The sequence below is a fragment of the Sulfurimonas sp. genome (assembly GCF_034005705.1).
Classification (GTDB): domain Bacteria; phylum Campylobacterota; class Campylobacteria; order Campylobacterales; family Sulfurimonadaceae; genus Sulfurimonas.
This window is the reverse complement of the sequence record NZ_JAVEUF010000007.1, coordinates 45,713-69,767: the sequence shown is the minus strand read 5'-3', so window position 1 is coordinate 69,767 and position 24,055 is coordinate 45,713. Positions and strand designations below refer to the sequence as shown.

At 41.0% G+C, this 24,055-nt stretch carries 25 protein-coding genes; 9 read left to right on the top strand and 16 right to left on the bottom strand.

Going from position 1 to position 24,055, the window contains the following annotated elements; all coding sequences use genetic code 11:
* From RBR61_RS05380 to RBR61_RS05370, 3 genes are read right to left on the bottom strand one after another with little or no spacing between them, the layout of a single operon-like run.
* The gene (locus RBR61_RS05380; protein WP_320342608.1) at nucleotides 1-3,105 is read right to left on the bottom strand and encodes a multidrug efflux RND transporter permease subunit; all 3,105 of its coding nucleotides are present in this window, start codon (nucleotides 3,103-3,105) and stop codon (nucleotides 1-3) included.
* 1 nt (nucleotide 3,106) lies between these two features.
* Nucleotides 3,107-4,207, bottom strand: a complete 1,101-nt coding sequence (locus RBR61_RS05375; protein WP_320342607.1) for an efflux RND transporter periplasmic adaptor subunit — start codon at nucleotides 4,205-4,207, stop codon at nucleotides 3,107-3,109.
* Nucleotides 4,208-5,437 carry a TolC family protein gene (locus tag RBR61_RS05370; RefSeq protein WP_320342606.1) on the bottom strand — a complete coding sequence of 410 codons (1,230 nt, stop codon included), beginning with the start codon at nucleotides 5,435-5,437 and terminating at the stop codon, nucleotides 4,208-4,210.
* Nucleotides 5,438-5,528: 91 nt separating this feature from the next.
* Here RBR61_RS05370 and RBR61_RS05365 point away from each other — a divergent pair, with 91 nt between their 5' ends.
* Nucleotides 5,529-6,029 carry a MarR family transcriptional regulator gene (locus RBR61_RS05365; RefSeq protein WP_320342605.1) on the top strand — a complete coding sequence of 167 codons (501 nt, stop codon included), beginning with the start codon at nucleotides 5,529-5,531 and terminating at the stop codon, nucleotides 6,027-6,029.
* Between the two features lie 15 nt (nucleotides 6,030-6,044).
* Here RBR61_RS05365 and proB read toward each other — a convergent pair whose 3' ends face one another.
* Complete coding sequence (gene proB / locus RBR61_RS05360; RefSeq protein ID WP_320342603.1) at nucleotides 6,045-6,809, bottom strand: glutamate 5-kinase; 765 nt, start codon at nucleotides 6,807-6,809, stop codon at nucleotides 6,045-6,047.
* A 227-nt stretch (nucleotides 6,810-7,036) separates the two neighbouring features.
* Here proB and RBR61_RS05355 point away from each other — a divergent pair, with 227 nt between their 5' ends.
* On the top strand, nucleotides 7,037-7,291 hold the full coding sequence (locus tag RBR61_RS05355; RefSeq protein ID WP_320342601.1) for an excalibur calcium-binding domain-containing protein: 255 nt from the start codon (nucleotides 7,037-7,039) through the stop codon (nucleotides 7,289-7,291).
* A gap of 26 nt (nucleotides 7,292-7,317) precedes the next feature.
* Here RBR61_RS05355 and ruvX read toward each other — a convergent pair whose 3' ends face one another.
* The 8 genes from ruvX to RBR61_RS05315 all read right to left on the bottom strand — a co-directional run bounded on the left by ruvX (nucleotide 7,318) and on the right by RBR61_RS05315 (nucleotide 15,168).
* Nucleotides 7,318-7,716 (bottom strand): Holliday junction resolvase RuvX, encoded by a 399-nt coding sequence (gene ruvX / locus RBR61_RS05350; protein WP_320342600.1) that lies wholly within the window; start codon nucleotides 7,714-7,716, stop codon nucleotides 7,318-7,320.
* Nucleotides 7,717-7,828: 112 nt separating this feature from the next.
* A complete protein-coding gene (gene mnmE, locus RBR61_RS05345; protein ID WP_320342599.1) occupies nucleotides 7,829-9,169 on the bottom strand; it encodes a tRNA uridine-5-carboxymethylaminomethyl(34) synthesis GTPase MnmE in 1,341 nt (446 codons plus the stop codon).
* 3 nt (nucleotides 9,170-9,172) lie between these two features.
* Nucleotides 9,173-10,057 (bottom strand): Jag N-terminal domain-containing protein, encoded by an 885-nt coding sequence (locus tag RBR61_RS05340; RefSeq protein WP_320342598.1) that lies wholly within the window; start codon nucleotides 10,055-10,057, stop codon nucleotides 9,173-9,175.
* Complete coding sequence (gene yidC, locus RBR61_RS05335; protein ID WP_320342596.1) at nucleotides 10,050-11,678, bottom strand: membrane protein insertase YidC; 1,629 nt, start codon at nucleotides 11,676-11,678, stop codon at nucleotides 10,050-10,052. Before yidC ends, RBR61_RS05340 begins: the two co-directional genes overlap by 8 nt.
* Nucleotides 11,672-12,007 carry a membrane protein insertion efficiency factor YidD gene (gene yidD / locus RBR61_RS05330; RefSeq protein WP_320342594.1) on the bottom strand — a complete coding sequence of 112 codons (336 nt, stop codon included), beginning with the start codon at nucleotides 12,005-12,007 and terminating at the stop codon, nucleotides 11,672-11,674. The genes yidC and yidD overlap by 7 nt, the downstream gene beginning before the upstream one ends.
* On the bottom strand, nucleotides 12,000-12,353 hold the full coding sequence (gene rnpA / locus RBR61_RS05325; protein WP_320342656.1) for a ribonuclease P protein component: 354 nt from the start codon (nucleotides 12,351-12,353) through the stop codon (nucleotides 12,000-12,002). Before rnpA ends, yidD begins: the two co-directional genes overlap by 8 nt.
* Nucleotides 12,341-12,475, bottom strand: coding sequence for a 50S ribosomal protein L34 (gene rpmH, locus RBR61_RS05320; RefSeq protein ID WP_137015337.1), 135 nt, complete (start codon nucleotides 12,473-12,475; stop codon nucleotides 12,341-12,343). The genes rnpA and rpmH overlap by 13 nt, the downstream gene beginning before the upstream one ends.
* Nucleotides 12,476-12,591: 116 nt before the next feature.
* A complete protein-coding gene (locus tag RBR61_RS05315) occupies nucleotides 12,592-15,168 on the bottom strand; it encodes an AAA family ATPase (RefSeq protein WP_320342593.1) in 2,577 nt (858 codons plus the stop codon).
* A gap of 144 nt (nucleotides 15,169-15,312) precedes the next feature.
* On the opposite strand from RBR61_RS05315, the gene RBR61_RS05310 reads away from it, so the two are divergent.
* Nucleotides 15,313-15,990 (top strand): nitroreductase, encoded by a 678-nt coding sequence (locus tag RBR61_RS05310; RefSeq protein WP_320342591.1) that lies wholly within the window; start codon nucleotides 15,313-15,315, stop codon nucleotides 15,988-15,990.
* Here RBR61_RS05310 and RBR61_RS05305 read toward each other — a convergent pair.
* Both RBR61_RS05305 and RBR61_RS05300 read right to left on the bottom strand, forming a co-directional pair.
* Complete coding sequence (locus RBR61_RS05305; RefSeq protein ID WP_320342589.1) at nucleotides 15,983-16,834, bottom strand: 1-aminocyclopropane-1-carboxylate deaminase; 852 nt, start codon at nucleotides 16,832-16,834, stop codon at nucleotides 15,983-15,985. The two genes, RBR61_RS05310 and RBR61_RS05305, sit on opposite strands and share 8 nt — an antisense overlap.
* A gap of 11 nt (nucleotides 16,835-16,845) precedes the next feature.
* Nucleotides 16,846-17,676, bottom strand: coding sequence for a peptidylprolyl isomerase (locus tag RBR61_RS05300; RefSeq protein WP_320342588.1), 831 nt, complete (start codon nucleotides 17,674-17,676; stop codon nucleotides 16,846-16,848).
* Between the two features lie 86 nt (nucleotides 17,677-17,762).
* On the opposite strand from RBR61_RS05300, the gene nth reads away from it, so the two are divergent.
* Both nth and RBR61_RS05290 read left to right on the top strand, forming a co-directional pair.
* A complete protein-coding gene (gene nth / locus RBR61_RS05295) occupies nucleotides 17,763-18,404 on the top strand; it encodes an endonuclease III (protein ID WP_320342587.1) in 642 nt (213 codons plus the stop codon).
* 101 nt (nucleotides 18,405-18,505) lie between these two features.
* Nucleotides 18,506-18,682 carry a hypothetical protein gene (locus tag RBR61_RS05290; RefSeq protein WP_320342658.1) on the top strand — a complete coding sequence of 59 codons (177 nt, stop codon included), beginning with the start codon at nucleotides 18,506-18,508 and terminating at the stop codon, nucleotides 18,680-18,682.
* Nucleotides 18,683-18,905: 223 nt separating this feature from the next.
* On the opposite strand, the gene cmoA is transcribed toward RBR61_RS05290, so the two are convergent.
* Nucleotides 18,906-19,613: a carboxy-S-adenosyl-L-methionine synthase CmoA gene (gene cmoA / locus RBR61_RS05285; RefSeq protein ID WP_320342586.1), complete on the bottom strand. Its 708-nt coding sequence runs from the start codon at nucleotides 19,611-19,613 to the stop codon at nucleotides 18,906-18,908.
* A 79-nt stretch (nucleotides 19,614-19,692) separates the two neighbouring features.
* Between cmoA and RBR61_RS05280 the strand changes: the two genes are divergently transcribed.
* Nucleotides 19,693-20,034 (top strand): hypothetical protein, encoded by a 342-nt coding sequence (locus RBR61_RS05280; RefSeq protein ID WP_320342584.1) that lies wholly within the window; start codon nucleotides 19,693-19,695, stop codon nucleotides 20,032-20,034.
* Between the two features lie 16 nt (nucleotides 20,035-20,050).
* Here RBR61_RS05280 and fbaA read toward each other — a convergent pair whose 3' ends face one another.
* Nucleotides 20,051-21,124, bottom strand: a complete 1,074-nt coding sequence (gene fbaA / locus RBR61_RS05275) for a class II fructose-bisphosphate aldolase (RefSeq protein WP_320342582.1) — start codon at nucleotides 21,122-21,124, stop codon at nucleotides 20,051-20,053.
* A 116-nt stretch (nucleotides 21,125-21,240) separates the two neighbouring features.
* Here fbaA and RBR61_RS05270 point away from each other — a divergent pair, with 116 nt between their 5' ends.
* From RBR61_RS05270 to RBR61_RS05260, 3 genes are all read left to right on the top strand, one after another.
* Entirely contained in the window at nucleotides 21,241-21,918 is a 678-nt protein-coding gene (locus tag RBR61_RS05270) for a hypothetical protein (RefSeq protein ID WP_320342580.1), read from the top strand.
* On the top strand, nucleotides 21,899-23,572 hold the full coding sequence (locus tag RBR61_RS05265; RefSeq protein ID WP_320342579.1) for a flagellar assembly protein A: 1,674 nt from the start codon (nucleotides 21,899-21,901) through the stop codon (nucleotides 23,570-23,572). Before RBR61_RS05270 ends, RBR61_RS05265 begins: the two co-directional genes overlap by 20 nt.
* Nucleotides 23,573-23,814: 242 nt before the next feature.
* Nucleotides 23,815-24,054 carry an XRE family transcriptional regulator gene (locus tag RBR61_RS05260; RefSeq protein ID WP_320342577.1) on the top strand — a complete coding sequence of 80 codons (240 nt, stop codon included), beginning with the start codon at nucleotides 23,815-23,817 and terminating at the stop codon, nucleotides 24,052-24,054.
* Nucleotide 24,055 lies beyond the last annotated feature (1 nt).

Here is a 24,055-nt window from a genome sequence, read left to right as displayed (position 1 = left end):
TTAACTGCTCTTTTTCTTTCCGAACTTTGAAACAAGAACATAAAAGAGCGGAATAAATACGATCGCCAAGAAAGTTGCTGCCAACATTCCTCCCACAACTCCAGTACCTATTGAGTGTCTGCTCGCTGCTCCCGCTCCGCTGCTAAGTGCGAGAGGAATTACGCCGAGCGTAAATGCAAGAGAGGTCATAATGATAGGGCGCAGACGAATCTTTGCCGCATCCAGTACTGCTTCTACAAGCTCCATGCCCTGCTCTCTTTTTTGCATAGCAAACTCTACGATAAGGATCGCATTTTTTGCACTAAGACCCGCCAAAACAAGAATACCTATCTGGAAGTAGATATCGTTTTCAAGCCCTCTTATATGGTTTGCGACAACTGCCCCAAACACCCCAAAAGGAACCGCCAAAATAACGGAGACAGGCATCAGCCATCTCTCATACTGCGCAGCCAATATCAGGTACAAAAATATTATCCCGAATATAAACGCCATACTCCCCGCACTACTTATCTGCTTCTCCTGATATGCGGTTCCTATCCAGCTGATGGTATATCCCTGAGGCAGAACCTCGTTTGCGACCTCCTCTATGGCTTTTAGGGCATCGCCTGAGCTGTATCCAAGAGCAGGCTGTCCTGAGACCTTAGCCGCGCTAAAGAGGTTGAACCTCTCCACCAGATCGGCACTTACTATCTGTTTTAGCTCAACGAACGAGCTAAGCGGAAGCATCTCCCCTTTGTCATTTCTGACATATATCTTGCCCAGATCTTCGGGAGTTTTTCTAAAGGACTCATCCGCTTGCATATTTACCATATAGGTTCTGCCAAAGAGGTTGAAGTCGTTTACGTAAAAAGTTCCAAAGGTCGCATTTAGAGTCTGGTAAACGTCATCTATGCCGACTCCCTTTGCTTTTACCTTTGCACTGTCCACAATCACTTTATACTTCGGGACATTTGTATTGAGCGTACTTCTAACACCCTCAAGTTCTGGCCTATTGTTCCCTTTTTGTATGATCTCGTTTACATACTTCTGAAGCTCTTTAATATCCGAGCCTGTTCTATCCTGAACATATAGTTCAAAACCGCCTGCTATCCCCATCCCGCGGATCGGAGGAGGCACTACGCCAAAAGAGAAACCGTCACTGGTAGTTGAGAGCTTTTTACCCATCTGTGATGCTATATGTACGGCATGCTGATGCGGCTGTGTCCTCTCATCCCAAGGCTGAAGCTTCAAAATAGTAGCGGCAGAGTTCGTTCTTAGCGAGAATGTTACAAAGTCTATTCCCGCAAACTGGACTATGTTCTTTATGCTCTCTTTATCTTTAGAGACAATGTCGTAGACCTCTGAAGTAAGAGCGTCCGTTCTGCTGAGAGCGGAGCCCGGAGGATTGTAGCTAAATACAAAGACCGTTCCCTTATCCTCCGTCGGGACAAGCCCTGTCTTGAGAGAGTTGAACATATCGTATGTTATGTAGATAAGTCCTCCAAAGAGAAGCATACTTAAAAATGCATATCTTATGGTCAGCTTCAATGCTTTTGAGTAGCCTCTTGTAGCGAACTCAAAAAAGCTGTTGAACCATTTGAAGAAATATTTCGGCTCTTGATGTGTCGGCTTTAACATAAGCGCACAAAGCGCAGGCGTAAGAGTAAGTGCCACAAAACCGGATATTGCCAATGAGATGACGATTGTAACCGCAAACTGCCTGTACATCTCGCCGCTTAGCCCTCCCAAAAATGCGACCGGGATAAAGACGGCAGAGAGAACAAGCACTATGGCTACAAGCGCACCTGAGACCTCTTTCATGGCAACAAGCGAAGCCTCCATTGGTGAGAGCCCCTCTTTTATATGCCTCTCGACGTTCTCAATAACGATAATGGCATCATCCACCACTATCCCGATCGCCAGAACAAGCCCAAAGAGCGTAAGCAGGTTGATACTGAAACCCAAAATATACATCCCTATAAAAGCACCTATAATTGATACTGGAACTGCCAAAATAGGTATGAGCGTAGCTCTCCAGCTTTGCAAAAAGAGGTAGATGATAAGAACAACAAGAATGATCGCCTCTATAAAAGTCTTTATAACCTCGTTTATAGAGAGCTCGACAAACTCCGTGATGTCATAAGGTATCTCATACTCTACATCCTCTTCAAAGTTCTTACTGATCGAAGCTATCACCTCTCTTATGTTTTTTGCGGTCTCGATCGCATTTGCACCGCTTTGTAAAAATACGGCAACAGGAACGGCAGGAGCATTGTTCAGCTTGTTTTTCATCACATAGCTTTGAGAGCCGAGCTCTATGGTTGCTACATCTTTTAGTTTAAGAGAGCTTCCGTCCTCGTTTGATTTTATGATGATATCAGAGAACTCCGATGGATCGCTAAAGCGCTCCTGCGTCTCAAGAGTGTAGGTAAACATCTCGCTCCCGGAGACCGGCTCAGCCGAGAGCTTACCTGCAGCATACTGCTCATTTTGCTCTCTGATGGCCAAGATGAGATCATTTACGGTAAGAGAGTATTTTTTGAGCTTTAGAGGGTCTATCCAGACTCTCATGGAGTAATCTTTTGCACCAAAGATCGTTACGTCTCCGACCCCTTTGACCCTCTTTAGATCATCGACTATGTTCATAAGAGCATAGTTTGAAAGAAATGTTACATCTTTTGTCTGCTTTGGAGAGTGTAGAATGATTACCTGTAGCATATCGGGTGACTTTTCCGCAACTCTAACACCCTGTCTTTGAACCTGCTCGGGAAGTCTTGAGAGTGCGGCTTGAACACGGTTGTTTACGTCTATCTTGGCATCATCGGGATTTGTACCGACCTCAAAAAAGACATTTATGCTAAGAGTGCCGTTGTCTGCGGCGATGGAGCTCATATAGAGCATATCCTTTGCTCCGTTTATCTCCTGTTCAAGAGGTGCTGCAACCGTTTTTGAGATAGTATCTGCACTTGCACCCTGATATGAGGTTGAGACCACGATCTGCGGTGGAATGACTCTTGGATATTCGCCTACGGGAAGTCCCATCATGGAGATCGTTCCTGCAAGAACGATGATTATCGCTATTACGGATGCGAAGATGGGTCTTTTTATAAAAAAAGCAGAAAACATCTTAGTTACCGTCCATAATAGCCACTTTTGAGTTTGGTCTTAGCTTTGCGATATTGCTCACGACAACACTCTCTTGCTCGCTAAGTCCCTTAGAGATCAGTGCAATACCGTCCATTACCTGTAAAACCTCAACCGGGCGCATAGAGACCACACCCTCTTTGGCGACATACACCATCACCGCTTCCGGAGTTTTAATGAGGGCATTTTGCGGGATCTTCACGACATTGTCATAACTAAACCCGTCCATTCCGACCTCAACGTAAGAGCCCACTACAAGCTCTCTGTTTGGATTTTTAAAAACTGCTCTAAGCCCAAGCGTATCGGTCTGCATATCAAGCTTTGGAGCCACATAATCAACTCTACCGCTGTATGTTTTTGAGCCCACTCTAAGAGATACGGGCGCATAGTTTTTTATTTGCGAAGAGTATCTGTAAACATCGCTGCTAGGCACGGAGAACTCTGCATATATAGAATCCAAAGACGTTATGGTGGTGAGATTTGCACTTGGAGCATCTACGTTTATGTAGCTTCCCTCATCGCTGCCGCTCATGCCTATTACGCCACTTATCGGTGCTTTTATGGTCGTGTAGCTGTATTTCAGCTCTGCGTTTGCAACTGCCGCCTCTGCCTTTTGCACTTCAGCTTTTGCATTGTCATATGCATATAACAACTCATCTCTTTGCTGTTCGCTTATTGCGCTGTTTTTAAATAGATACTCGGCTCTGCTCCAATCTTTTGAAGCTTTGTTAAAGTTTGCCTCTGCTTTTAGGAGTGTCGCTTTTGTCTCATCGAGCGCAGCTTTGTACTCCTCTTTTTGTATCTCATACAAAACATCGCCCTCTTTGACTTCCGAGCCCTCCACAAAGTTCTCTTTTTCCAAAACTCCGTTTATTCTCGCAACGATCTGAACCTCTTTAAACGGCTTTAAAACTGCCGAGTAATTTTTGGTAAAATCAACCTTCTCATATTTTACGACTTGGGCTTTTACTGGTAGTGGCGGCATCTGTGCCATCTGCGGCTGGCTTGAAGCAGCACCCTTTTCATCACTACACCCTATAAACAGCAGTGAGACCGCCACAAGCGACAATACTAAACTTTTCATCTATAAAAACTCCTTTACATCTTTTCCGCTGTAGTAGATCAGCTCCGCTTTTTTCACTTCCAAATCCAATAGCGCTCTTTTATAACCTCTGTCAGCATCATACTTCTCGCTCATTGATTCTAGATACGCCACATTGTCGATAGTTCCGTTTTGGTACTTAAACTTTACAAGCTCATAGGTTGAAGATGCGGCATCCAGCGTTGCTTTGGTTGCATCGACTTTCTGCTTGGCGATCTCTAACGCTTTTTTTGCAAATCTATACTCGACATCCGCCCTATGCTTCTCATGCTCCAGTGCGGATTTTTTACTCAAATACTCTTGAAATTTCGACTCATAAGCCTTTGTGCGCGCGCCAAAGTCAAAGACGTTCCAAGAGAGGTTCAGCATAGCTATATTTTGAGTATCTACCAAGAAACTGCTCTCCAGACTCTTGTCGTCAAAATAGTAGTCGCTGTAACTTAGCGTGTTGTCAAAATATACCTTTGGCAGGTTCTCGCTCTTTTTTGTCTTGGCTTCATGCAAAACGGAGAGTGCTTCATACTCAAGCGATTCAATATCGGCTCTTGCAACTCTCTCCTGCTCATTTAGTGTGACTACGGAGCCTTCGTCTATCTTTTGGATCTTCTGCGTCGTGTAGTACTCAAGAGTGTGCAGTATTCTCTGTGATTCTAGCTCTATCTCGCTTAGCATAACCATTGCATTTTTAAGTCTGGAGTCGATCTTTGCGACCTCATCTTTTGTCGCAGAGCCTGACTTGTAAAAGAGATCGAGTCTTTTAAACTCCGCCTTTAGCTGCTCTATCTCCTGATTTGTAGCATCTTTGTCCGATTCCAGCGAGAGATACTCAAAATAGAGCCTTGCCACATCAAGAGAGATGCTGTTTTTGATGGCCTCAACATTTTGTCTGCTTGCATCTATGCCTGATTCCAACTGATCGTAGAGGCTCCCTTTTTTACCGCCGTCATAAATGGTGTACTTCAGGCTTGCTTGGACCTTTAGAGAGTTTTGCGCAAGTGCGGGAGTCTCTTCATAAACGTTTTGATATGTTCCGCCAAGCTCCAGTGTAGGCAGATAGGAACTTTTGGAGCTATCATAAGCTTTCTCTTTTGCGCTAAGCTGATGCGTAGCGGACTCGACAACCCTGTTTTTGTGCGATAACTCTATAAGCTCATCAAGCGTGTATGAGTATAGAAAAACCGGGATGCAGAGCATTGGAAATAAAAATCTCACTTACTCTCCTTTATCTATTAATGCGAAATGGTATCACATAAACTCTTAAATATGTCTTGCCAGAAAGATATATTTTGGCTATACTTCTACTATGAAAAAAAATAGAGTACATACTGACCTTATAACAAATTTTTATGACAAAGTGGGCGGCGGGGAGCTTCCCGAAGTTTTTTTAATGACCTTTCCAATAGCACTCATCCAAAAGACAATCTTTACACATGCAGAGAGTTTTTTAAAAGAGAAGTTTGATCTCCTAAACTCAGAAGTAGATGTTTTAGCCTCGCTATTTACACACGGAAAAATACTCTCTCCGACACAGCTTTACGACCTGACCATCTTCTCATCTGGCGGTATGACCAAGGTTTTAAAAAAACTTGAGTCTAAAGGTTTTATTTACAGAAAAGAGGATGAAAACGACAAGAGATGTATGCTTGTCTGCCTTACACAAAGCGGTGAAGATATTGTCCTAAACTCTTTGGGCGAAATCTCAAAAGAGTGCAGTAAATACTTTGAAGCTTTCAGCCAAGAAGAGAGAGAGCTGTTCTCCTCTTTGTTAAAAAAAGTACTCTTAAATATCAACAGTGTAAAGTAGCCCTCCACTTCACTTCTACTTTTTAGTCGTAAAGAGCGTGCCGTTTTCATGAACATCACTAAGCAGGTATCGTCTCGCTGATGTTAGATCAAAGCCATTACATAAGAACATCTCCAGATCGTTTTCCATTATATATTTAGCCGCCTTTAGCTTTGTTACGATGCCGCCTGATGCAAATTTAGAATTTGGTGTGAACTCTTGGTCTAACTCCTCTTTGGTTAACTCGTTTACATACTTTCGTATTTTCGCTTTTGGATTCTCTTTTGGATTTGAGTCGTAATAACCGTCGATGTCACTCAGTATCACAAGCAGATCTGCTCTTGCATAGTATGTTATATGTGCTGAGAGCTGGTCATTATCCCCAAAAAGCTGCTCCGGTGTAGTTGAGATGTCATTTTCGTTGACAATAGCCAATATGTCATTTTTAAATGTTCTCTCTATGATCTCTTGAAAAATTTCTGTGTGGGGTTTTGAGTTGAAATCATCTTCTGTCATAAGGATCTGGGAGATCGTAACGTCAAAAATATCAAACAGGTTCTTATATGAACTCATAAGGATAGGCTGCCCCAATGAAGCCAGCACTTTTTTACTTGTTGGTACAAGTTTATTGAGTTGGACTGCGGTATACCCGGCTGCTACAGCTCCGGATGTGACTAAAATAACTTCATGCTTTTTTCGCAACTCTACAATAAGAGAGACGAGATTTAACATCCTCTCATTTGCAATTCTACCATCCTCAATTAAGACGCTACTACCAACTTTAACAACGATACGTTTCATATAAAATTCCTTTATGTGTAACACCCATTATAACATGTGTATAGTTCCTACTCTTAAACTCCGAAGCAAAAAGAGATTCTCCTCTTTGTTAAAAAAAGTACTCTTAAATATAAACAGCGTGGCATAATCTATCTTTTGTGTTAGTTTATTTAGACAATATCAAGACTTTTGATATATAATGTTTTTTGAATAAGTAGTTTTAATATATCAAAATAAGGCTTTTAATAATGAAGAAAGTGATTTTACTAATGTTTATTCTTCTTACAACATCAGCAACTTATGCAGAAGAAATAAAAACAAATTTTGACAAGCACCTTTTTGCCAAAAGCCAACCGAAGTTCAAGTGTGATGGTCGTAAATATTGTAGCCAAATGAGTTCATGTGAAGAAGCAAAATTTTTCTTAAGAAATTGTCCAGATCAAAAAACAGATGGTGATGGGGACGGAATTCCTTGTGAAAAACAACATTGTATCAGTCACTAAAACTCAATCAGACACAAGGATATTATCTAATAATTACTCTTGTTGGATAAAAACCGCTGCAAAATTATCATAGCGGAGATGGAGTCGATGCGTCCGTCGCGTATCTGCTTTATCTCGCCCCTCATCATCGCTTCTGCCTCTTTTGAGGAGTTGCTCTCATCCTGATAAAATATCTCGCCTTTGAAATCGAGCAGGTTCATAAAGTGTGCGACGCGGCGTCTCATCTCATCTTCAGAACTTCCGCCCATCGGTATGCCGACAACGACCGCATCCGCTTCCCACTCGTCAAGAACTTTTTTTACATCTCTTGCGGCTTGGTCTCTGTTTTTTCGCTCAACGGCTTTAAGCGGAGTTACTAGGTCTTTATGCGCGCTGTACGCCAAACCTACTCTCTTTAAGCCTAGATCAATAGCAATATATTTCAATTATTCTACTTTTTTATATAAACTATATGAGCAAAGCCCATATAGTTTGCGCTAGCCGCTATGGCACTAAAGTAGCCTTTTACAAGGCTTAGGAAAATAGAATTTACCAATTCTATTTTCCTAGACAAAAAGAGCCGAACATCTTGTCAAGCATCTCATCGTTCTCAAAAGGTCTTGTTATAGATGCCATCTCTTTTACCGCCTCGTTTAGATGGAAAGAGAATATCTCAAGCTCTTGGTCGCCAAGCGGCTCAAACGCTTCGTCAATATTTTTTAGCGTGTTCTCAACCGCAGATATCTGTCTTTGCGATATAAGCATCATCTCATCTGAGGAGTTTGCTCTGTTCATAATATCTTCAAGAGCTTGGATCAACTCATCAACGCTCTGTTTTGTATTGAGAGCCATATCAAACTCAATACCAGAAGCCTTAAACTTCGGCTCAAGGTCTATCTTGTTTTTTACATATATGACATCTTTGTTTTTTGCATTTGACTCAAGCAGAGATATTATCTTCTCATCCTCTGCGTCAGATTCTCTTGATGCGTCAAAAAGAGCGACAACTATATCGCTCTGCTCTATCGCTTCTAGCGAGCGCTCTATGCCTATGCGCTCTATCTCATCTCCTGCTTCACGGATGCCCGCAGTGTCAACTATGCGTATAAGATGCGTGCCGATCTTTACCTGCTCTTCTATGGTGTCTCTTGTCGTCCCTGCTATGTCGCTCACAATCGCACGGTTGTAGCTTAGGAGTGCATTTAAAAGCGAGCTTTTGCCGACGTTGGGCTTTCCGACGATCGCCACCTTAAAGCCCTGCATCAGCCCCTCTCTTGCCCTGCTTGCTAGAAGGGTCGAGGAGAGAGAGCGCTTAAGTTCTTTTAGTTTTGCCTCTATCTGAGCTACCAAGTCCTCCGGCAGGTCCTCTTCCGCATAGTCAATGCTCACTTCTGAGTAGGCAAGTACATGGATGATCTCATCGCGGATACTCTCTATATACTCTTTTAGCGAGCCTTTCATCTGCTGTGCGAGTATCTTTGCGGCGTCTTCGCTTTTTGCCTCTATAAGCTGTGCGATCGCTTCTGCTTCGCTCAGATCTATCCTGCCGTTAAAGAAGGCTCTTTTTGAGAACTCTCCCGCAGTTGCAAGCCTTGCTCCGTGAGCGAGGGTGGTTTTTAGTATGCTTTGCGCGACTATAAAACCGCCGTGGCACTGTATCTCGACCACATCTTCAGCCGTAAATGAGAATGGTGCTTTGAAGTAGATAAGTATAGACTCATCAATAAGGCAGCCGTTTTGATCGTAGATGTTTGAGAGTGTTGCGTATCTTGGGGAAAAATCTTCTCTGCGGGTGAGCTTTTTAGCAATACTCAAGGCTCTATCCCCGCTTATGCGGATGATCGCTATAGAGCCTATGCCGTTTGCTGTAGCAATGGCACTTATGGTATCTTCACTCATCTCTTAGTTGTGGTAATCGTTTATGATGATAAATTTAAGCCCGTCGCGCGTAGAGCGGACTGCCACATATTTATTAGGGTACTTCTCTCTAAGCTCTTTTAGTGCTATCTGGATCAAAACACCGTCTAGTATTTTCGTCTGTGCTCTGCCGTCTCGTTCCACGTTCTCATAAACCGCGCTCAGGTATCTGGCTACCGACTCCTCTTGGTTCTTTAAAAATTCTGCTATCTCCAAACGAAGCTGCAGCTGGTACTTTGTATTTATCCAGTTAAATATCATATATGAGAGCGCTTTGTATCTGTAGCCCTCTTTACCTATGAGAAGCGCTGCATCTTCGCCTTTGAACTCTACTAGAAGAGTATCTTCATCGTATGCGCTCACCTCTATCTTATCTATTTTAAAGCAGATGAGACCAAAGAGCTCGTTTATCTCTTTTTCTACTTTTTTAGCTACTTCATATGCGCTAACGGCTCTAGCACTGCTCTCTTGTTTCTTTTCTTCATCCTCTTCGTAGTCGGCTGTATAGTTGATATCTTCCATATCGTAGTCTTCGTCTTCTTGCATACTGACGAATGACTCTGGCATAATTGTATCGTTAATTATATTTTGTGAAGGTTTATTGCTATCTTTTTTTTGCTCTGCTTTTTGTACTGTTCTATCTTTTGGTCTTTGTTCTTGTTTCTCTTTTTTAAGAGGTTTTTCATCAACGCTCTTTGTCTCTGGCTTTTTCTTAGCCGCAACTATTATCGCGCTCTTTTTAAAAAGCCCCATAAAGCCGTTGCTTGGACTCTGTACGATCTCGATCATAAGCTCGCTTGCCGAACACTCTAAAGCAGCTGCAGCATCCTTGCAAGCCTGCTCCAGAGTTGTTGACTCTATCTTAATCATCTTTTTTCTCCACATGCTTATGCGCTGCGATCTCCGCCTCTTTAGCGTTTTTGAACTGCTGGTTTACGATAAACTGCTGCGCGATAGAGAAAAGGTTGTTTACAAACCAGTAAAGAACCAAGCCTGACGGGAACGTCAAGAAGAAGAACGTAAATATTATAGGCAGGAACTTAAATATCTTCTCTTGCATAGGGTCGGTAAAGTTGCTAGGCGTAAGCTTCTGCTGATAGTACATTGAAGCACCCATCAATATAGGAAGTATAAACGTAGAATCCATTCTAGAGAGGTCGTCTATCCAAAGCGCCCACTCTGCACCCTGAAGCTCAACCGCATTTAGAAGTACGCGGTAGATCGCAAAAAATACCGGGATCTGCAATAGCATCGGCAGACAACCGCCAAGAGGGTTTGCACCGTGCTTTTTGTATGTATCCATAACTGCTGCGTTCATACGCTGCGGATCGCCTTTGTACTTTTTCTGAAGCTCTTTTATATGAGGAGAGAGATCCTTCATCTTCTGCATAGAGACCATACCTTTGTATGTCAAAGGGTAGAGGATTGTTCTAATAATAATAGTGAGAGCTACGATTGACCAACCCCAGTTGCCAAAAATGTCATATAGCCATGAGAGAAGCTGAAAGAGTGGCTTTGATGCAAACGTAAACCATCCGTACTCGATAGCGTTCGTCAAAACTGGGTTTATGCTATGAAGCGTCTTGTACTCTTTTTGCCCTACGTAACCGCTGAATGTCATATTTTGAAGTGCTTCAAAATAGATGACCGGATCATCGTTTCTGTCTCTCTCTACAATTATGTTCGTATCTTTTGCAAATCCGTACATAATTGTCGCAGAGTACTGATCAAACGCGGAGATCAGCTCAACGCCCGTAAATGTTTTTCTTCCTGCAGCGTCACCGTCTTCTATGATAGTTACCAGCTCATCGTCTGTATAGACCATCGCGCCCGATACCGTCATCATCTGCTCAGTAATGCGCGGTCTCTGCCCCAGATATACAAAGTATCTCTTATCTTGGGATAGAGATATCTTTACATCGTAATGCCCGTCAGCAAAAAAGAGAATATCTTTTGTAACCGTCAGGCTAGGCAGCTCCTGTGTGAGTATGACTCTTTGTGAACCGTCCTTTAGAGATACCTCTGAGACCGAAGTCTTGTAAGGAACCTTTGACGCTTCATCATTTAAACTTGGCTCCAAAAATCTGATGAAAAGTGGTTTTGGACCCGCATCAGGAATAAGCTGTGCATGCTTGTCGTCTTTGTCATTGTACTTGTCTTGAAGAAGCACTTTTGAAGAGATACGCCCCAGTGTATCGAGCTTCATTACGAAGTTGTTACTTGTTACGGTAACTAAAGTGCTCATATCGTTTACAGCCATCTTCTCATCGGTTGAGATCTCATGGCTTACTACATCTTCTACTTTCACAGGTGAAGCTTCGGAAGAAGTTTGTGTTGTTTGAGTTTTTTCTACGCCTTGAGCGTTTGTCTGATTGCTTTTTGCAGCTTCTATCTCCTCTGGCGGAAAAATAAGCGTATATACTACGAAGAACAGGATCGAGAGCACTACGGCTATCGTTAATCTTTGATTTGGTGTCATTTTGTCTAACACATTTTACCCTTAAATGAAAAATTTTTTATAATATAAAAGCGGTTTTTTTTATTTGGAACCAACCAATATTTTATAGAATCAACCCCGAGTTTTGCGGGCTTTAATGAGAGTTTGTCGAGCAGTGGGTACTCGATACCGCCATCAAAGAATTGATTACAACGCAGTATTCTAATAAAAGTGTGGTAAAAAGCACTTGAAATGGAGTTTTTTTCGAAGTTAATTCTCGCATATTCGCTGCAAGATGGGTAATATCTGCAACTGCCGTAACCTATAAGCGTAAAAAACTTCTGATAAAGCCACAGAACTTTAAGCAAAAACTTCCTAATCATCAGACTCTTTCTTTATCGCATTTAACCGATTTAAGATCTTTTGAAAATCATTTTTGAGTTTTTGGTGCGTGGCTTCATTGATTGATTGCTTGGCTACGAAAATATACGTGCCGTCTTTGAGAGTTGGTGAGAATTCACGAAATAGAGCTCTAAGTCTTCTTTTAGCTCTATTTCTTTTTACGGCATTGCCTATTTTTTTGGTGGCCGTAAAACCCACTTTATGAATCTCGTTAGCGGGAAGAAAAAATAGCACTACGCTATCAGAGTGTGCATCTTTTCCTTTTCTATATATATACTGAAACTCTTTGTGGAGTTTTAGCGTATAGAAATTTCCTAAACCGACAATTTTTTACGACCTTTTGCACGGCGGCGGTTGATTACATTGCGGCCATTCTTTGTTGCCATTCTTGATCTAAAACCGTGAGTTCTCTTTCTTGGCGTGTTATGAGGCTGGTATGTTCTTTTCATGACATATCCTTCTTTAAAATTAAGTCCGAAATCATATAAGAAAGTTACTTAAAGCGTGGTTAAGATTTGCACATCAAGGCAATTAACCACACTTATGTAACATCTAAAGATAGTTATTAAGATATTTTAACCTCTATCTCGCCATCTTTAAAATCAAACTCTACGTTTGAGCCCTCCTCTACTTTACCCTCAAGAATAAGTTCCGCAAGTCTGTCTTCGACTATCTCATAAAGAGCGCGTTTAAGAGGTCTTGCCCCGTAAACCGGGTCAAACCCCGCTTCGGCTATGTAGGCTTTTGCACTTTTGCTGAGTGTGAGCGTTATATCTCTAGAGGCTACCTTTTGAGCTATCTCGCTAAAGAATATATCTACAATTCCAACTATCTGCTCACGTCCAAGCGCATTGAATATAACTACGTCATCGAGTCTGTTTAAGAACTCCGGCTTAAATGCCTGTTTCAGCTCGCCCATAACCATCTCTTGAAGCGCATCGGAGTTAGGGTTGTTGATTATCTTGTCACTTGCAATGTTTGAAGTGAGTATGATAATGGTATTTGTAAAATCAACCGTTACGCCTTTGTTATCGGTCAATCTACCGTCATCTAAAACCTGCAGCAAGATGTTGAAAACATCAGGATGAGCCTTCTCGACCTCATCAAAAAGAATTACGCTGTAAGGCTTTCTTCTGACCGCTTCTGTCAGCTGTCCGCCCTCTTCATAACCCACATATCCCGGTGCGGCTCCCACAAGTCTTGATACTGCGTGCTTCTCCATATATTCGCTCATGTCTATGCGGATCATAGCATCAGGCGAGTCGAACAGAAACTTGGCAAGCGTCTTTGCCGTCTGCGTTTTACCGACACCCGTAGGCCCTAAAAAGAGAAAACTCCCGATCGGAGAGTTGCCGCTTGAAAGACCTGCTTTGTTTCTCTTGATCGCGCGTGCGACGGCATGAGTAGCTTTGCTCTGCCCTACAACTTCCTTGTTTAACTCCTCTTCGACATTAAGTATCTTGTCTTTGTCGGCTTGGAGCATCTTTTTAACTGGGATTCCCGTCCATCTTGAGATTATCGAAGCGATAGACTCCTCATCAACGCTGTTTTTAAGAAGCGTTCCCTCTTTTTGCATTCTGGCCCAATCTTCGCTTAACTTCTTCTCTTCGGCTTGAAGCTGCGGTATCTGACCATACTCTATCTCTGCAGCTTTATTGAACTCTGACGCATTTTTAGCCAGGTTTGCCTCTCTTCTTTTTGCCTCGATCTCATTTTTAATGCTTGATATCTTTCCAAAGACCTCTTTCTCGTATGTGAACTGCGCCTCCAGGCTTCTGATGTTCTCTTCAACATCCGCAAGCTCTTTTTTTATCTCTTCGAGACGTTTTGTATTTGCAGGAGTATCCTCCATCTTAAGCGCTTCCTGCTCAACATGAAGCTCGGAACTTTTTATCTTGGCGTTGCTTAGAGCATGCGGCTCTGACTCTATCTGCATCTTCAGCTCTGCCGCTGCCTCATCAATAAGGTCGATTGCTTTATCAGGCAGAAATCTGTCCGCAATATATCTGTCGGAGAGTTTTGCCGCGGCAACTAAAGCGCTGTCGGTAATAGTTACGTTATGATGTGTCTCTAGGCGCTCTTTTATACCGCGCAGTATCTGGAGCGACTGATTGACCGTCGGTTCATCAAGATTAATAGGCAAGAAACGTCTCTGAAGCGCCATATCTTTTTCAAAATATTTTCTATACTCTTTTAGCGTAGTCGCTCCTATAGTGTGAAGTTCTCCACGTGCAAGTGCTGGCTTTAAAATGTTTGCCGCATCCATGCTCCCCTCACTTGCCCCTGCTCCTACAATCGTGTGAATCTCATCTATAAAAAGTATAATGTTTCCGCTCTTTTTTACCTCATCAATTACAGCTTTAAGCCTGTCTTCAAACTCTCCTCTGTACTTTGCACCTGCTATTAGCGCGCTCATATCAAGAGCTATCACCTTTTTATTTTGCAGAGATGTCGGAACTTTGCCGTCACTTATTCTCTGAGCAAGTCCTTCGACCAATGCTGTTTTACCTACACCCGGTTCACCTAAGAGCATAGGATTGTTTTTGGTTTTACGGATAAGTATCTGCATCATACGGGTGATCTCTTCATCACGCCCTATAACTGGAGCGAGTTTCCCCTCTTTTGCTTCGTGCGTTAAATCTATTCCATACTTTTTAAGCGACTCCAAAGTCTCATCAGAACTTTGAGACTCTATCTTAGTATTTCCTCTTGAAGCCTCAATATTCTTCGCAAGTTCTGAGATGTCTATATACTTTTTCAAAAGGCTAAAGAAAGGCTCATTTTTTAGATTTGCTAAAAGATATGTATCGACGGCCAGAAAAGAATCTCCGTTTTTTGTCATCAGTCCTACGCCGTTCTCAAGCGTTTGTACAAAGTTTTTAGAGATCCTTATGCTCTCTTTTGAGACGGTAGAAGATTTAGGAAGCTTCTCGCTCATGCTCTTAACATCAAGTTCTATTGCTACTTTGTCAATGCCCATTTTGTTAAATAGTTGGTTCAATACCGAGTTGGAGTTTGTAAGTTGCGCCCATAAAAAGTGTATAGGCTCTACCTCTTGGTTTTTATTATATAGTGCCAACGAGACCGCAGACTCAATCGATTCGCTCATATTGTTCGTTAGTTTTTCAAATATATTATTCATTGTTATAAATTCCTCTTTATGATTTTGAAGAATATTATATCAAGTTGAGTGATATCTTGTCAAGTCTTTTTAGTCTAGTTGTATTATAGTGGCTTTTAATTTAATTTATATTATAATTCCAAAAAAATTTTATTAGGATTTTATATGCCGACAATTGTAGATGCTATAGTAAATCGCTCATCTAAAAGAGCTTTTTTACCAAAGCCGGTGCCGCGTGATATTCAAGAAAAAATTTTAAAAGCTGCTGCTATGACGCCAAGCGGAGCAAATATGCAGCCTTGGATCACATACGCTATCAGCGATGAAAATGTCTTAAAAAATATCGGTGATGCTATCATAGATAAAATGAACAGCGGTGTAGAGAACGACCAGTTCATCCAGTACTATCCGCTAAACTGGAAAGCACCCTATAAAAAGAGAAGAATAGAGACTGGGGTGGGACTATACAGCTTAATGGGCGTGGATAGAAAAGATGTAGAGACACGAACAAAGATGTGGCATGACAACTTTAGATGGTTTGGTGCAGGCACGGTATTTTTTGTCTTTACGGATAAATCTATGATAGACGGCGCGCAAGGCGCTCTTATTGATTGCGGTGCATATATGCAGACAATTATGCTTGCGGCTCAAGAGTTTGGCATAGATAGCTGCCCTCAGGGTTCAACTACAGAGTTTGGAAGAGTCGTAGCAGATGTTTTAAAGTTGCCTGAAAACCTTGCACTTCTGTACAGCGTTGTTCTGGGCTATGAAGACAAAGATGCAAAGATCAACACCTATAAGCCAAACAGAGTAGGCATAGAAGAGAACGTTGTGTTTATATAAAGCCCTTCTGCTTATACCTCTGCAACATGCTCTCGTTGCCGCTCACTCCGCCGCTGTGAATGTACAAAATCTCCTCATTGGTCTGTTCTAAAAGTGTTCTCCACATACCGGGAGCATATATAAGGTCAAACTCTACTCCGCCGCTTAAAAGTTTTTGCTGTATCTCTAAAAACTCTCTATACGGCTTTGCAAAGTGATACTTCTTTTTGGGTTCTAAAATAGTAAGATTATCCGGTATCTCATGAAGTGCGCTCATCTGCTCTCTTAAGTAGTCGGCATCACCTACGCACGGAGTCGTGTAAACTCTGTACTCGGGCAGCGAAAGAGCCAGAAAAAGCGCTGTTGTTCCTGTTCCGGATGGGGTGGCTAAAGATCTTAGATGAAAACTTTGCTCTCTTATCTCCTTGGCCAAAACTTCCAGCCCAAGCCTTGCTTCCTCTACAGCTCCGCCCTGATCTATCACAAATGTCTCTTCATCAAGGTTCAATCTCAAAGAGGCTATAAAATCTCTGTAGAAGTCACGAGCGATCTCCACATGCTTCATCCCGAGTCTCTTTGCATGATAAAAATTGCCGCAATTTTCATCCTTTTGTGCATGGCTCACTGGTTTTGTATAGTAGACAAACTCCCACCCTTTGCTTTTGCACATAGCTGCAATTGCAAGCATTGCATTTGACTGTGTTCCGCCGTAAGATATAACAGTTTTGAGTTTTTGAGGTGGTGTTTGTAGAAGCGTGTATAGTTTGCGGTATTTGTTTCCTGCTAAAAAAGGATCTATAAGATCATCTCTTTTAACATAAAAACGTCTCCCATCAACATATAGTTCTGAGATAGGAGAATACATAAATTTAGAATCTATTGAATTTTTGCTTTTTTCTCTAGCTCTTTCATCTTCTCAAGCATAACACTTTTAGCTTTTTCTACTTTTAGTCTCTGCTCGATCGCTGCTTTTACTTCAGAAAAACTTCTTGTCGTCTTAGGTCTTTTGTCTTCGATATAGATAACATGGTGCCCAAATTGAGTTTTTACAGGCTCCAGAGTGATTTCTTTTGCTTTCATCGAAAACGCCTTGTCGTTAAACTCAGGAACCATCTGCCCCTCTGAGAAGTAACCAAGGTCGCCGCCCTCAGGAGCACTTGCACAAGTCGATTTCTCTTTTGCGATCTCCATAAACTTGTTTTTAAGAGCATCACCTTTTAGAGGCTTCAGCTGAGCGATAATATTTTTAGCATCACTCTCTTTCTCTACCAGAATGTGGCGAGCTCTGACGCTCTCATCTTCAGCGAACTCTTCCTTGTTAGCATCATAGTAATCTTTCTTCTCTTTTTCAGAGATAGCTATCTTGTCAAACTCTCTTTTTTGCCAAACCTGAATAGCAACCTCTTTTTTAATTCTGCTTGTTACCTCTTCATATCTCTCTTTAAAGTCAGGTGCCTGTAAAAGTCCTGATTTTTTAGCGTCATCATAAACAAGCTCTTTAGCTATGAGCTGCTCTAAAACCTGCTTTCTAAATTCTGCCTGCTTTTCAGGAGGAACTTGATTGAGTCTTCCCTGCGTTGCAGTCATAAGCTCCTTGTCTACATCTTCTTGAGTAATTTCAGTGCCGTTTACGGTCACCAGGGTCTGAGCCATAGACATTGTCGATACAATAGCTAACGAGGCTACTAGTTGTGTTACTTTTTTCATTAATACTTCCTTCTTTATGTAAAAAAATTTTAGTTAGTTAATGCTAATGATTATTAAACGGAGCGCATTTTGTATATAATTACGCCATGAAAAAAGCCACAAAAAAAGAAATAAAAGAGATTCACGACCTTTTTATAGAAAAATACAGCGATGCGGTGACCGAACTAAACTACAAAAACGCTTACGAACTCGTAGTCGCGGTCGCACTCTCTGCGCAATGTACGGATGTCAGGGTAAATCTTATCACTCCAGCTCTGTTTGCAAAATATCCGACTCCATCAGCATTGGCAAAAGCTGACATAGAAGATGTAAAATCCATCATTAACAGTTGTTCATTTTTCAACAACAAAGCCAAAAACATCATAGAGATGGCAAAAAGGGTCGAAGAGGCTTACGGCGGTGAGATCCCGATGGATGAGAAGGAACTAGTAACGCTTGCAGGAGTTGGGCAAAAGACGGCAAACGTCGTTATGATAGAGTACACAGGCGCAAATCTGATGGCGGTTGATACACACGTCTTTAGAGTCTCCCACAGGCTTGGTCTAAGCGATGACAATACGGCAATAAAGACAGAAGCGACCCTTGTAAAAAAGTTTAAGACCGATCTGCGCACGCTTCACCAGGGAATGGTGCTTTTTGGACGCTACATCTGCAAGGCAAAAAACCCCAAATGCGACGAGTGCTTTTTAACGCAGTACTGCAAAACAAAAGAGAGTTTCAAAGTTTAGTCTAAATATGGATTAATTTTTGCTTGAAAAGAGCTATGACAAAATATTTACTCACAATATCAGCACTATTTATCTTCTCCGGGTGTGTCAATAAGCACGGCGTGTCACTCAAATACTACAGCGACTGCGAGGAGTATTATGACGTTCAGGGATACTACCACAAAGAGTGCGGCAAAGATGATATAGTAACTTATAAAGAACTTGAGAAGAAAGCGGATGAAGCCATCGACTATGTCGTCGGAACCGAAGAAGAGAAGCCAAAAGGGAATGTCTGGTAAATTGGTTTCTGTAAAAGAGTCCTTTCATAACCATGCTCGCTCACTAAGGCTTCACGGTGGGTACCCCAAATCTAGCACTGCTAGATTTGACCCTTCCCTTGCAGAATCGTTCACTTCGCATAATAATGAAATGTAAATGGAAAATACAAAACAGTTTTAGGCGACTTGTTGAAGATTTACTATGGTAAATTGAAACAAATCAACGACAAAATGTGCAGTATTTTTATTTTATAGCTATGAAAGTTGCAAAATTTGCCCAGCGAAATACCACCTCACAATGCGAGAAACCGCAGTTTTTTGCCATTTTGATATTTTCATCCTCACTGTAAGGCACCAGAACATTTTCAAGCGCTTCTCTCTTTTGCATTATCTCATACTCTGAGTAGCCCTGCTCTTTTTTAAAATCATAATAGCACTCGATCAGATCTTTATTCAGTTTTGGGTGATGGCTTATTACCTTTTCGCTAAATATAAAAATCCCGCCTTTTTTTAGTGAAGCGGATATCTTCTTGACAAGCTCTTCACGAATCAGCGGGCGTATAAACTGCAGCGTATAGTTGCTGATGAACAGCTCTGCCTCTTTGTACTCATACTCAAGTATATCTGCGTTTGCAAGCTCAATGTCAGCCCTGAATGCTTCACACTTCTTTCTGGCCTGTTCAAGCATCGCTTCTGAGTTGTCAAGCCCGATTAGAGTCGCGCTTTTTTTTAGTTTTCTGCTTATGTTTATAAGAAGTGTTGCGGTCGAGCATCCCAGATCATAAGCAACTCCGCCCTCTTCTAACTGTTTTAGGGCAAAAAACTCCGTGATCTTCTGAGACTCTTTATAAAAAGGCACACTTCTTTGAAGCATATCATCAAAGACTGCAGCGACCTCTTCATCGAACTCAAACTGTTTTTTTATCGGTTTTGTAAATACTTTATCATTCATTTTAATTTCCTAGGCTGAAATTTTAACCAAAATATTATGATACAAACCATATAATCTGTAAAAAACTAAAGGCAGATGGATGGAGATAGAGACTTCTCATCTTATGATGATATTTTTTATACTCTTTTTTGCGATCAGCTTCTGGAAGATATATGCATTTTTGCCCAACAAGCAGCTTGAAGATGACGATATGACCAAAGAGGCGCAAGAAGAGCTGCATAACCTAATGATAAAGGTCATAAAGAAAAACGGCGGAGATATTGACAGCAAAAAACTTTTCAGTTTGATGATATCAGATGAGGAGTTTGATAAAGAGAAGTTTTGGAGATTTAATGAAAACAGGCTAAACAGAGAGCTCTCTTCATATTTTTTACAAAATCCGCATCTAAAGAGTATAGAGGATATTTATAAAGAGAGCTAAAACTGACTGTTTTTTATTAGTTTTTACCTATGGCATTTAGGTCTGAAAATGCGCTCTCGACTCTTTGCACAAGAGTCAACTGACCTGCTCTGAGCCATTTTCTAGGGTCGTAATAGTTCTTGTTCGGCTTATCTTCGCCCTCAGGGTTTCCGATCTGCCCTTGGAGATAATCCCTGTTTTTCTCGTAATAATCTTTAACGCCTATCCAAGTAGCCCACTGTGTGTCTGTATCGATGTTCATCTTTATAACGCCATAGCTTATCGCTTCGCGAATCTCTTCAAGCGTTGAGCCTGAACCGCCATGAAAAACAAAGTTAACCGGCTTCTCTTTAGTACCGAACTTCTCCTCAATATACTTTTGGGAGTTGTCTAATATCTTTGGGGTCAAAACAACATTTCCTGGCTTATAGACACCGTGAACATTACCGAATGATGCTGCTATCGTAAAATTAGGCGAAACTTCACTCAGCTCCTTATATGCAAACGCCACATCTTCAGGCTGTGTATAAAGCAGAGAGTTGTCGATATTTGAGTTATCTACTCCATCCTCTTCTCCGCCTGTAACTCCAAGCTCTATCTCGATGCTCATACCGATCTTGCTCATTCTTTGCAGATACTTTTTACAAATTGCCACATTCTCTTCCAAGCTCTCTTCTGAGAGATCGAGCATATGAGAAGAGTAGAGAGGTTTACCGTTGCTTTTGTAGTGGCTCTCTCCTGCGTCAAGAAGAGCATCTATCCATGGAAGAAGCTTTTTTGCGGCATGATCAGTATGCAAGATCACTGGGATACCGTAGGCTTCTGCCATCATATGAACATGGATCGCACCAGAGACCGCACCAGCAATTGCCGCTTTTTCTCCCTCGTTGCTTAACCCTTTGCCTGCATAGTATGAAGCCCCGCCGTTACTGAATTGAATGATCACGGGAGATTTTACTTTGGCAGCAGCTTCTAAAACACCGTTTATAGAATCAGTTCCGACAACATTTATTGCAGGAATGGCAAAACCGTTCTCCTTAGCATATTGATAAACTTTTTGCACATCGTCGCCAAATAGTACACCCGGCTTTACAATATCTAAAACACCCATTATTAAACTCTTTTTTGATAAATTTTTTGCCTAATTGTATTATAGTCTTCATTTAAAATAACTTTCATAAAACCATTATTATGCTAAAATATCCGAAAAAATAATCGGGATTTCAAATGAGACTAACGGTAGATGAATATTGCAAATATTTTAAGATGTCTAAAGAGATGGTAAACTCGAAGATTAGAGCAAAAAAATTAAACTATATTATTGAAGAGGGCAAAACGTATATCATCGTGACAAGAAGCTCGCTTGAGAGAGACAAAAGAGAAGAGATAAACGAAGAACAAAAGAGCGCTCCAAGCGAAGAGACGCAGATAATAAAGCCTAAAACAACAGTGGCGACCGTTTTGGCACTCTACCAAAAAGAGAATAACTTTCTAAAAAACAAAATAGTTCAGCTTGAAGCAAAAATAGACAAGCTCATAGATGACAAAGAGCAGATGCTCCGCGCCGAGAGAGACAAGATAGAGCAGATATACAGCTCAAAAGACGAGCAGTTAAAAAATATCTTGGAACTTGTGAACAAGAAGATGAAGTTTGAACAGGAAGCTACTACCATACATGAGGTAGAGAGCTTTAACCATCATAACAAGATAGTGCCTCCGGGCAACCTTGAAATAGTAGAGTTAAAAGAGTATCTAAAACGCTTGGACCTCAAATCATCACAAAAAAAAGCGATAAAAAGAAGATTTCTGGATGCTTATGACAACGATGTGAGAGTAATACACAAAGACGGAAAGCTCTACCTCGATTTTTCAAAATACGACTATAGTGATCTGCTTGCTTACTAAAAAATTTAAAACTAAAAATATCAGTGCCACTATAGAGAAGTTCGCTTCAGAAAATGATCGCTCGCCACTTGAGTTCTCATTTAACATAAACGGTGTAGAGACCTATATAAAAACTGTTGCGGAAGACACCTTTGTGCTCTATAACGAAGATATACACGACTACTATAAAGATCACGACAAGCTTATAAACGAACATGTCAGGATCAGGCAGATATATACCATTACTGTAAAAGAGACCCCAAAAAAGATAGTTAAACTCAACTACAGCATTAACTTCTCCGACAACAATGTCTCTCCTGCGATAATACTTCATCCCGAATCTGATATTCCCTATAAAAAATATAAGCCAAAAGAGATATATCTGCTGCTTTTAAAAGAGCTTAACAACATAAAAGCCCTAAACGGAATCCTCATAAATATCTTTGATACGCAGATGAAAGAGAAGCTAAAAGCCTTTGTAAAGTATCTCTATGGCGGCAAATTCGTCAAAAAAATAAAAATTCCTCTCTTTAACGGAGTTGAACCGGAGGTAAGAAGAAACAGCAAGCTTGTCATGCGTTTTTTACAAAAAGAGACGAACCATCAGGTGATAGAGGTCGACGAAGGCGAGGTCTTAGTTGATTTTATAAAACCTGTTTTTGGCAAAAACGGGCTAAATGCCTTCGGGGAGATCGTCAATAACGACTATTTAAAAAACAGTGAAGACCTGAAGTGTCACGTTGATAAGAAAAGCATTGAGATCGTAGAGAACGAAGATAAAAAGATCTATAAAAGCAGACTAAAAGGCTATGTTCACTTTGATGAAAACAACTTCTATGTCGACAACAAGATTAAAATGGAACATCTATCACGTGTTCAGGACTCCGTAGCAAAAGATGAAGCCAACAACATAGAGGTAATAATATCTCAAAACGACACATCATTGGACAGTCTTGGAGAGGGAGTTGAGCTTACCTCGGAGACGATACATATAAATGGCCATGTCGGAGCAAAATCGACTCTGAGAGCAGTTAATCTTACCATAGACGGCGCAACGCACAAAGACTCCAGCCAAGAGGCAAAGTTTGCCACAATAAACAGACACAAAGGCAGACTTAGATGCCATAGCGCTAAAATAACCCTTTTAGAAGGCGGTGAAGTTCACGCGACAAACGTTGAGATAGAGAACTCTCTTGGCGGTACGGTCTATGCAGAAAACGTAACTATACAAAACGTTAAAAGTAATCTAAAAGTATATGCATCCAACTCAATAACCATAAAGCGTGTAAGCGGAGAGGACAATCTCTTTAAAATCAGCTACAAAGACATCCCGACACTAAACAGCAAATACAACTTCTTAGCTCAGGAGATGGAAGAGTTAAAGTATAAACTTGAGGGAGCTCTAAGACACACCCCTTCAGATGTCCCTGTTTTAAAAGAGCAGATAAATGAGCTAAAAACAGAGCAAGAAAAAATAATCAACTGCGTTAAACATGCAAAAATAAGCGTACAAGAACCATTTAGGGGTCTTAACACCATCACTTTCACATTTGCAGACGGCGAAGAACTTACCTATAAAACGGATGAAGCGGCTTATGAGCCGTTCTATTTAGTTGAATCTGGCGACTATATCACTCTGCACCCAACACAGAAGAAGATTCTAATAGAAAAGTAAATTTCTAAAACCTCTCTTCTGCCCCCACTTTTTCAATCTTTTAATTTCTTATTGTTTTCATAACATATAGAAGATTTTTCAATACAATTATAACACGGTATTCCGTATAAAATATAATATTTATATAATAAAATATATATTTATTATTATATAATATATGTTAATTATCATATTATATAATGATTAATGTATTTTATTTATAATTAAATGTATATTTAAGTATTTATTCCGTACAATCTCTTATGCAAATTAATGACCTGTTTAATATTCTTCATAACTCACTAGAGTCTCAAAACAATGGAAAGAAAATATCTCTTAAAGATATGGCTGATTCATTAGGGATATCTATGCGTACATATCAGGATTGGAAGCTGGGACGTGCCAAGCCTCAAGCTGCTATTACTGTGATGGAGATGTTAGGCAGACTAGAAGACGATGAGATCATTAGAGCTGTAAGAAAAATAAACAAACTTAAGGATTGAG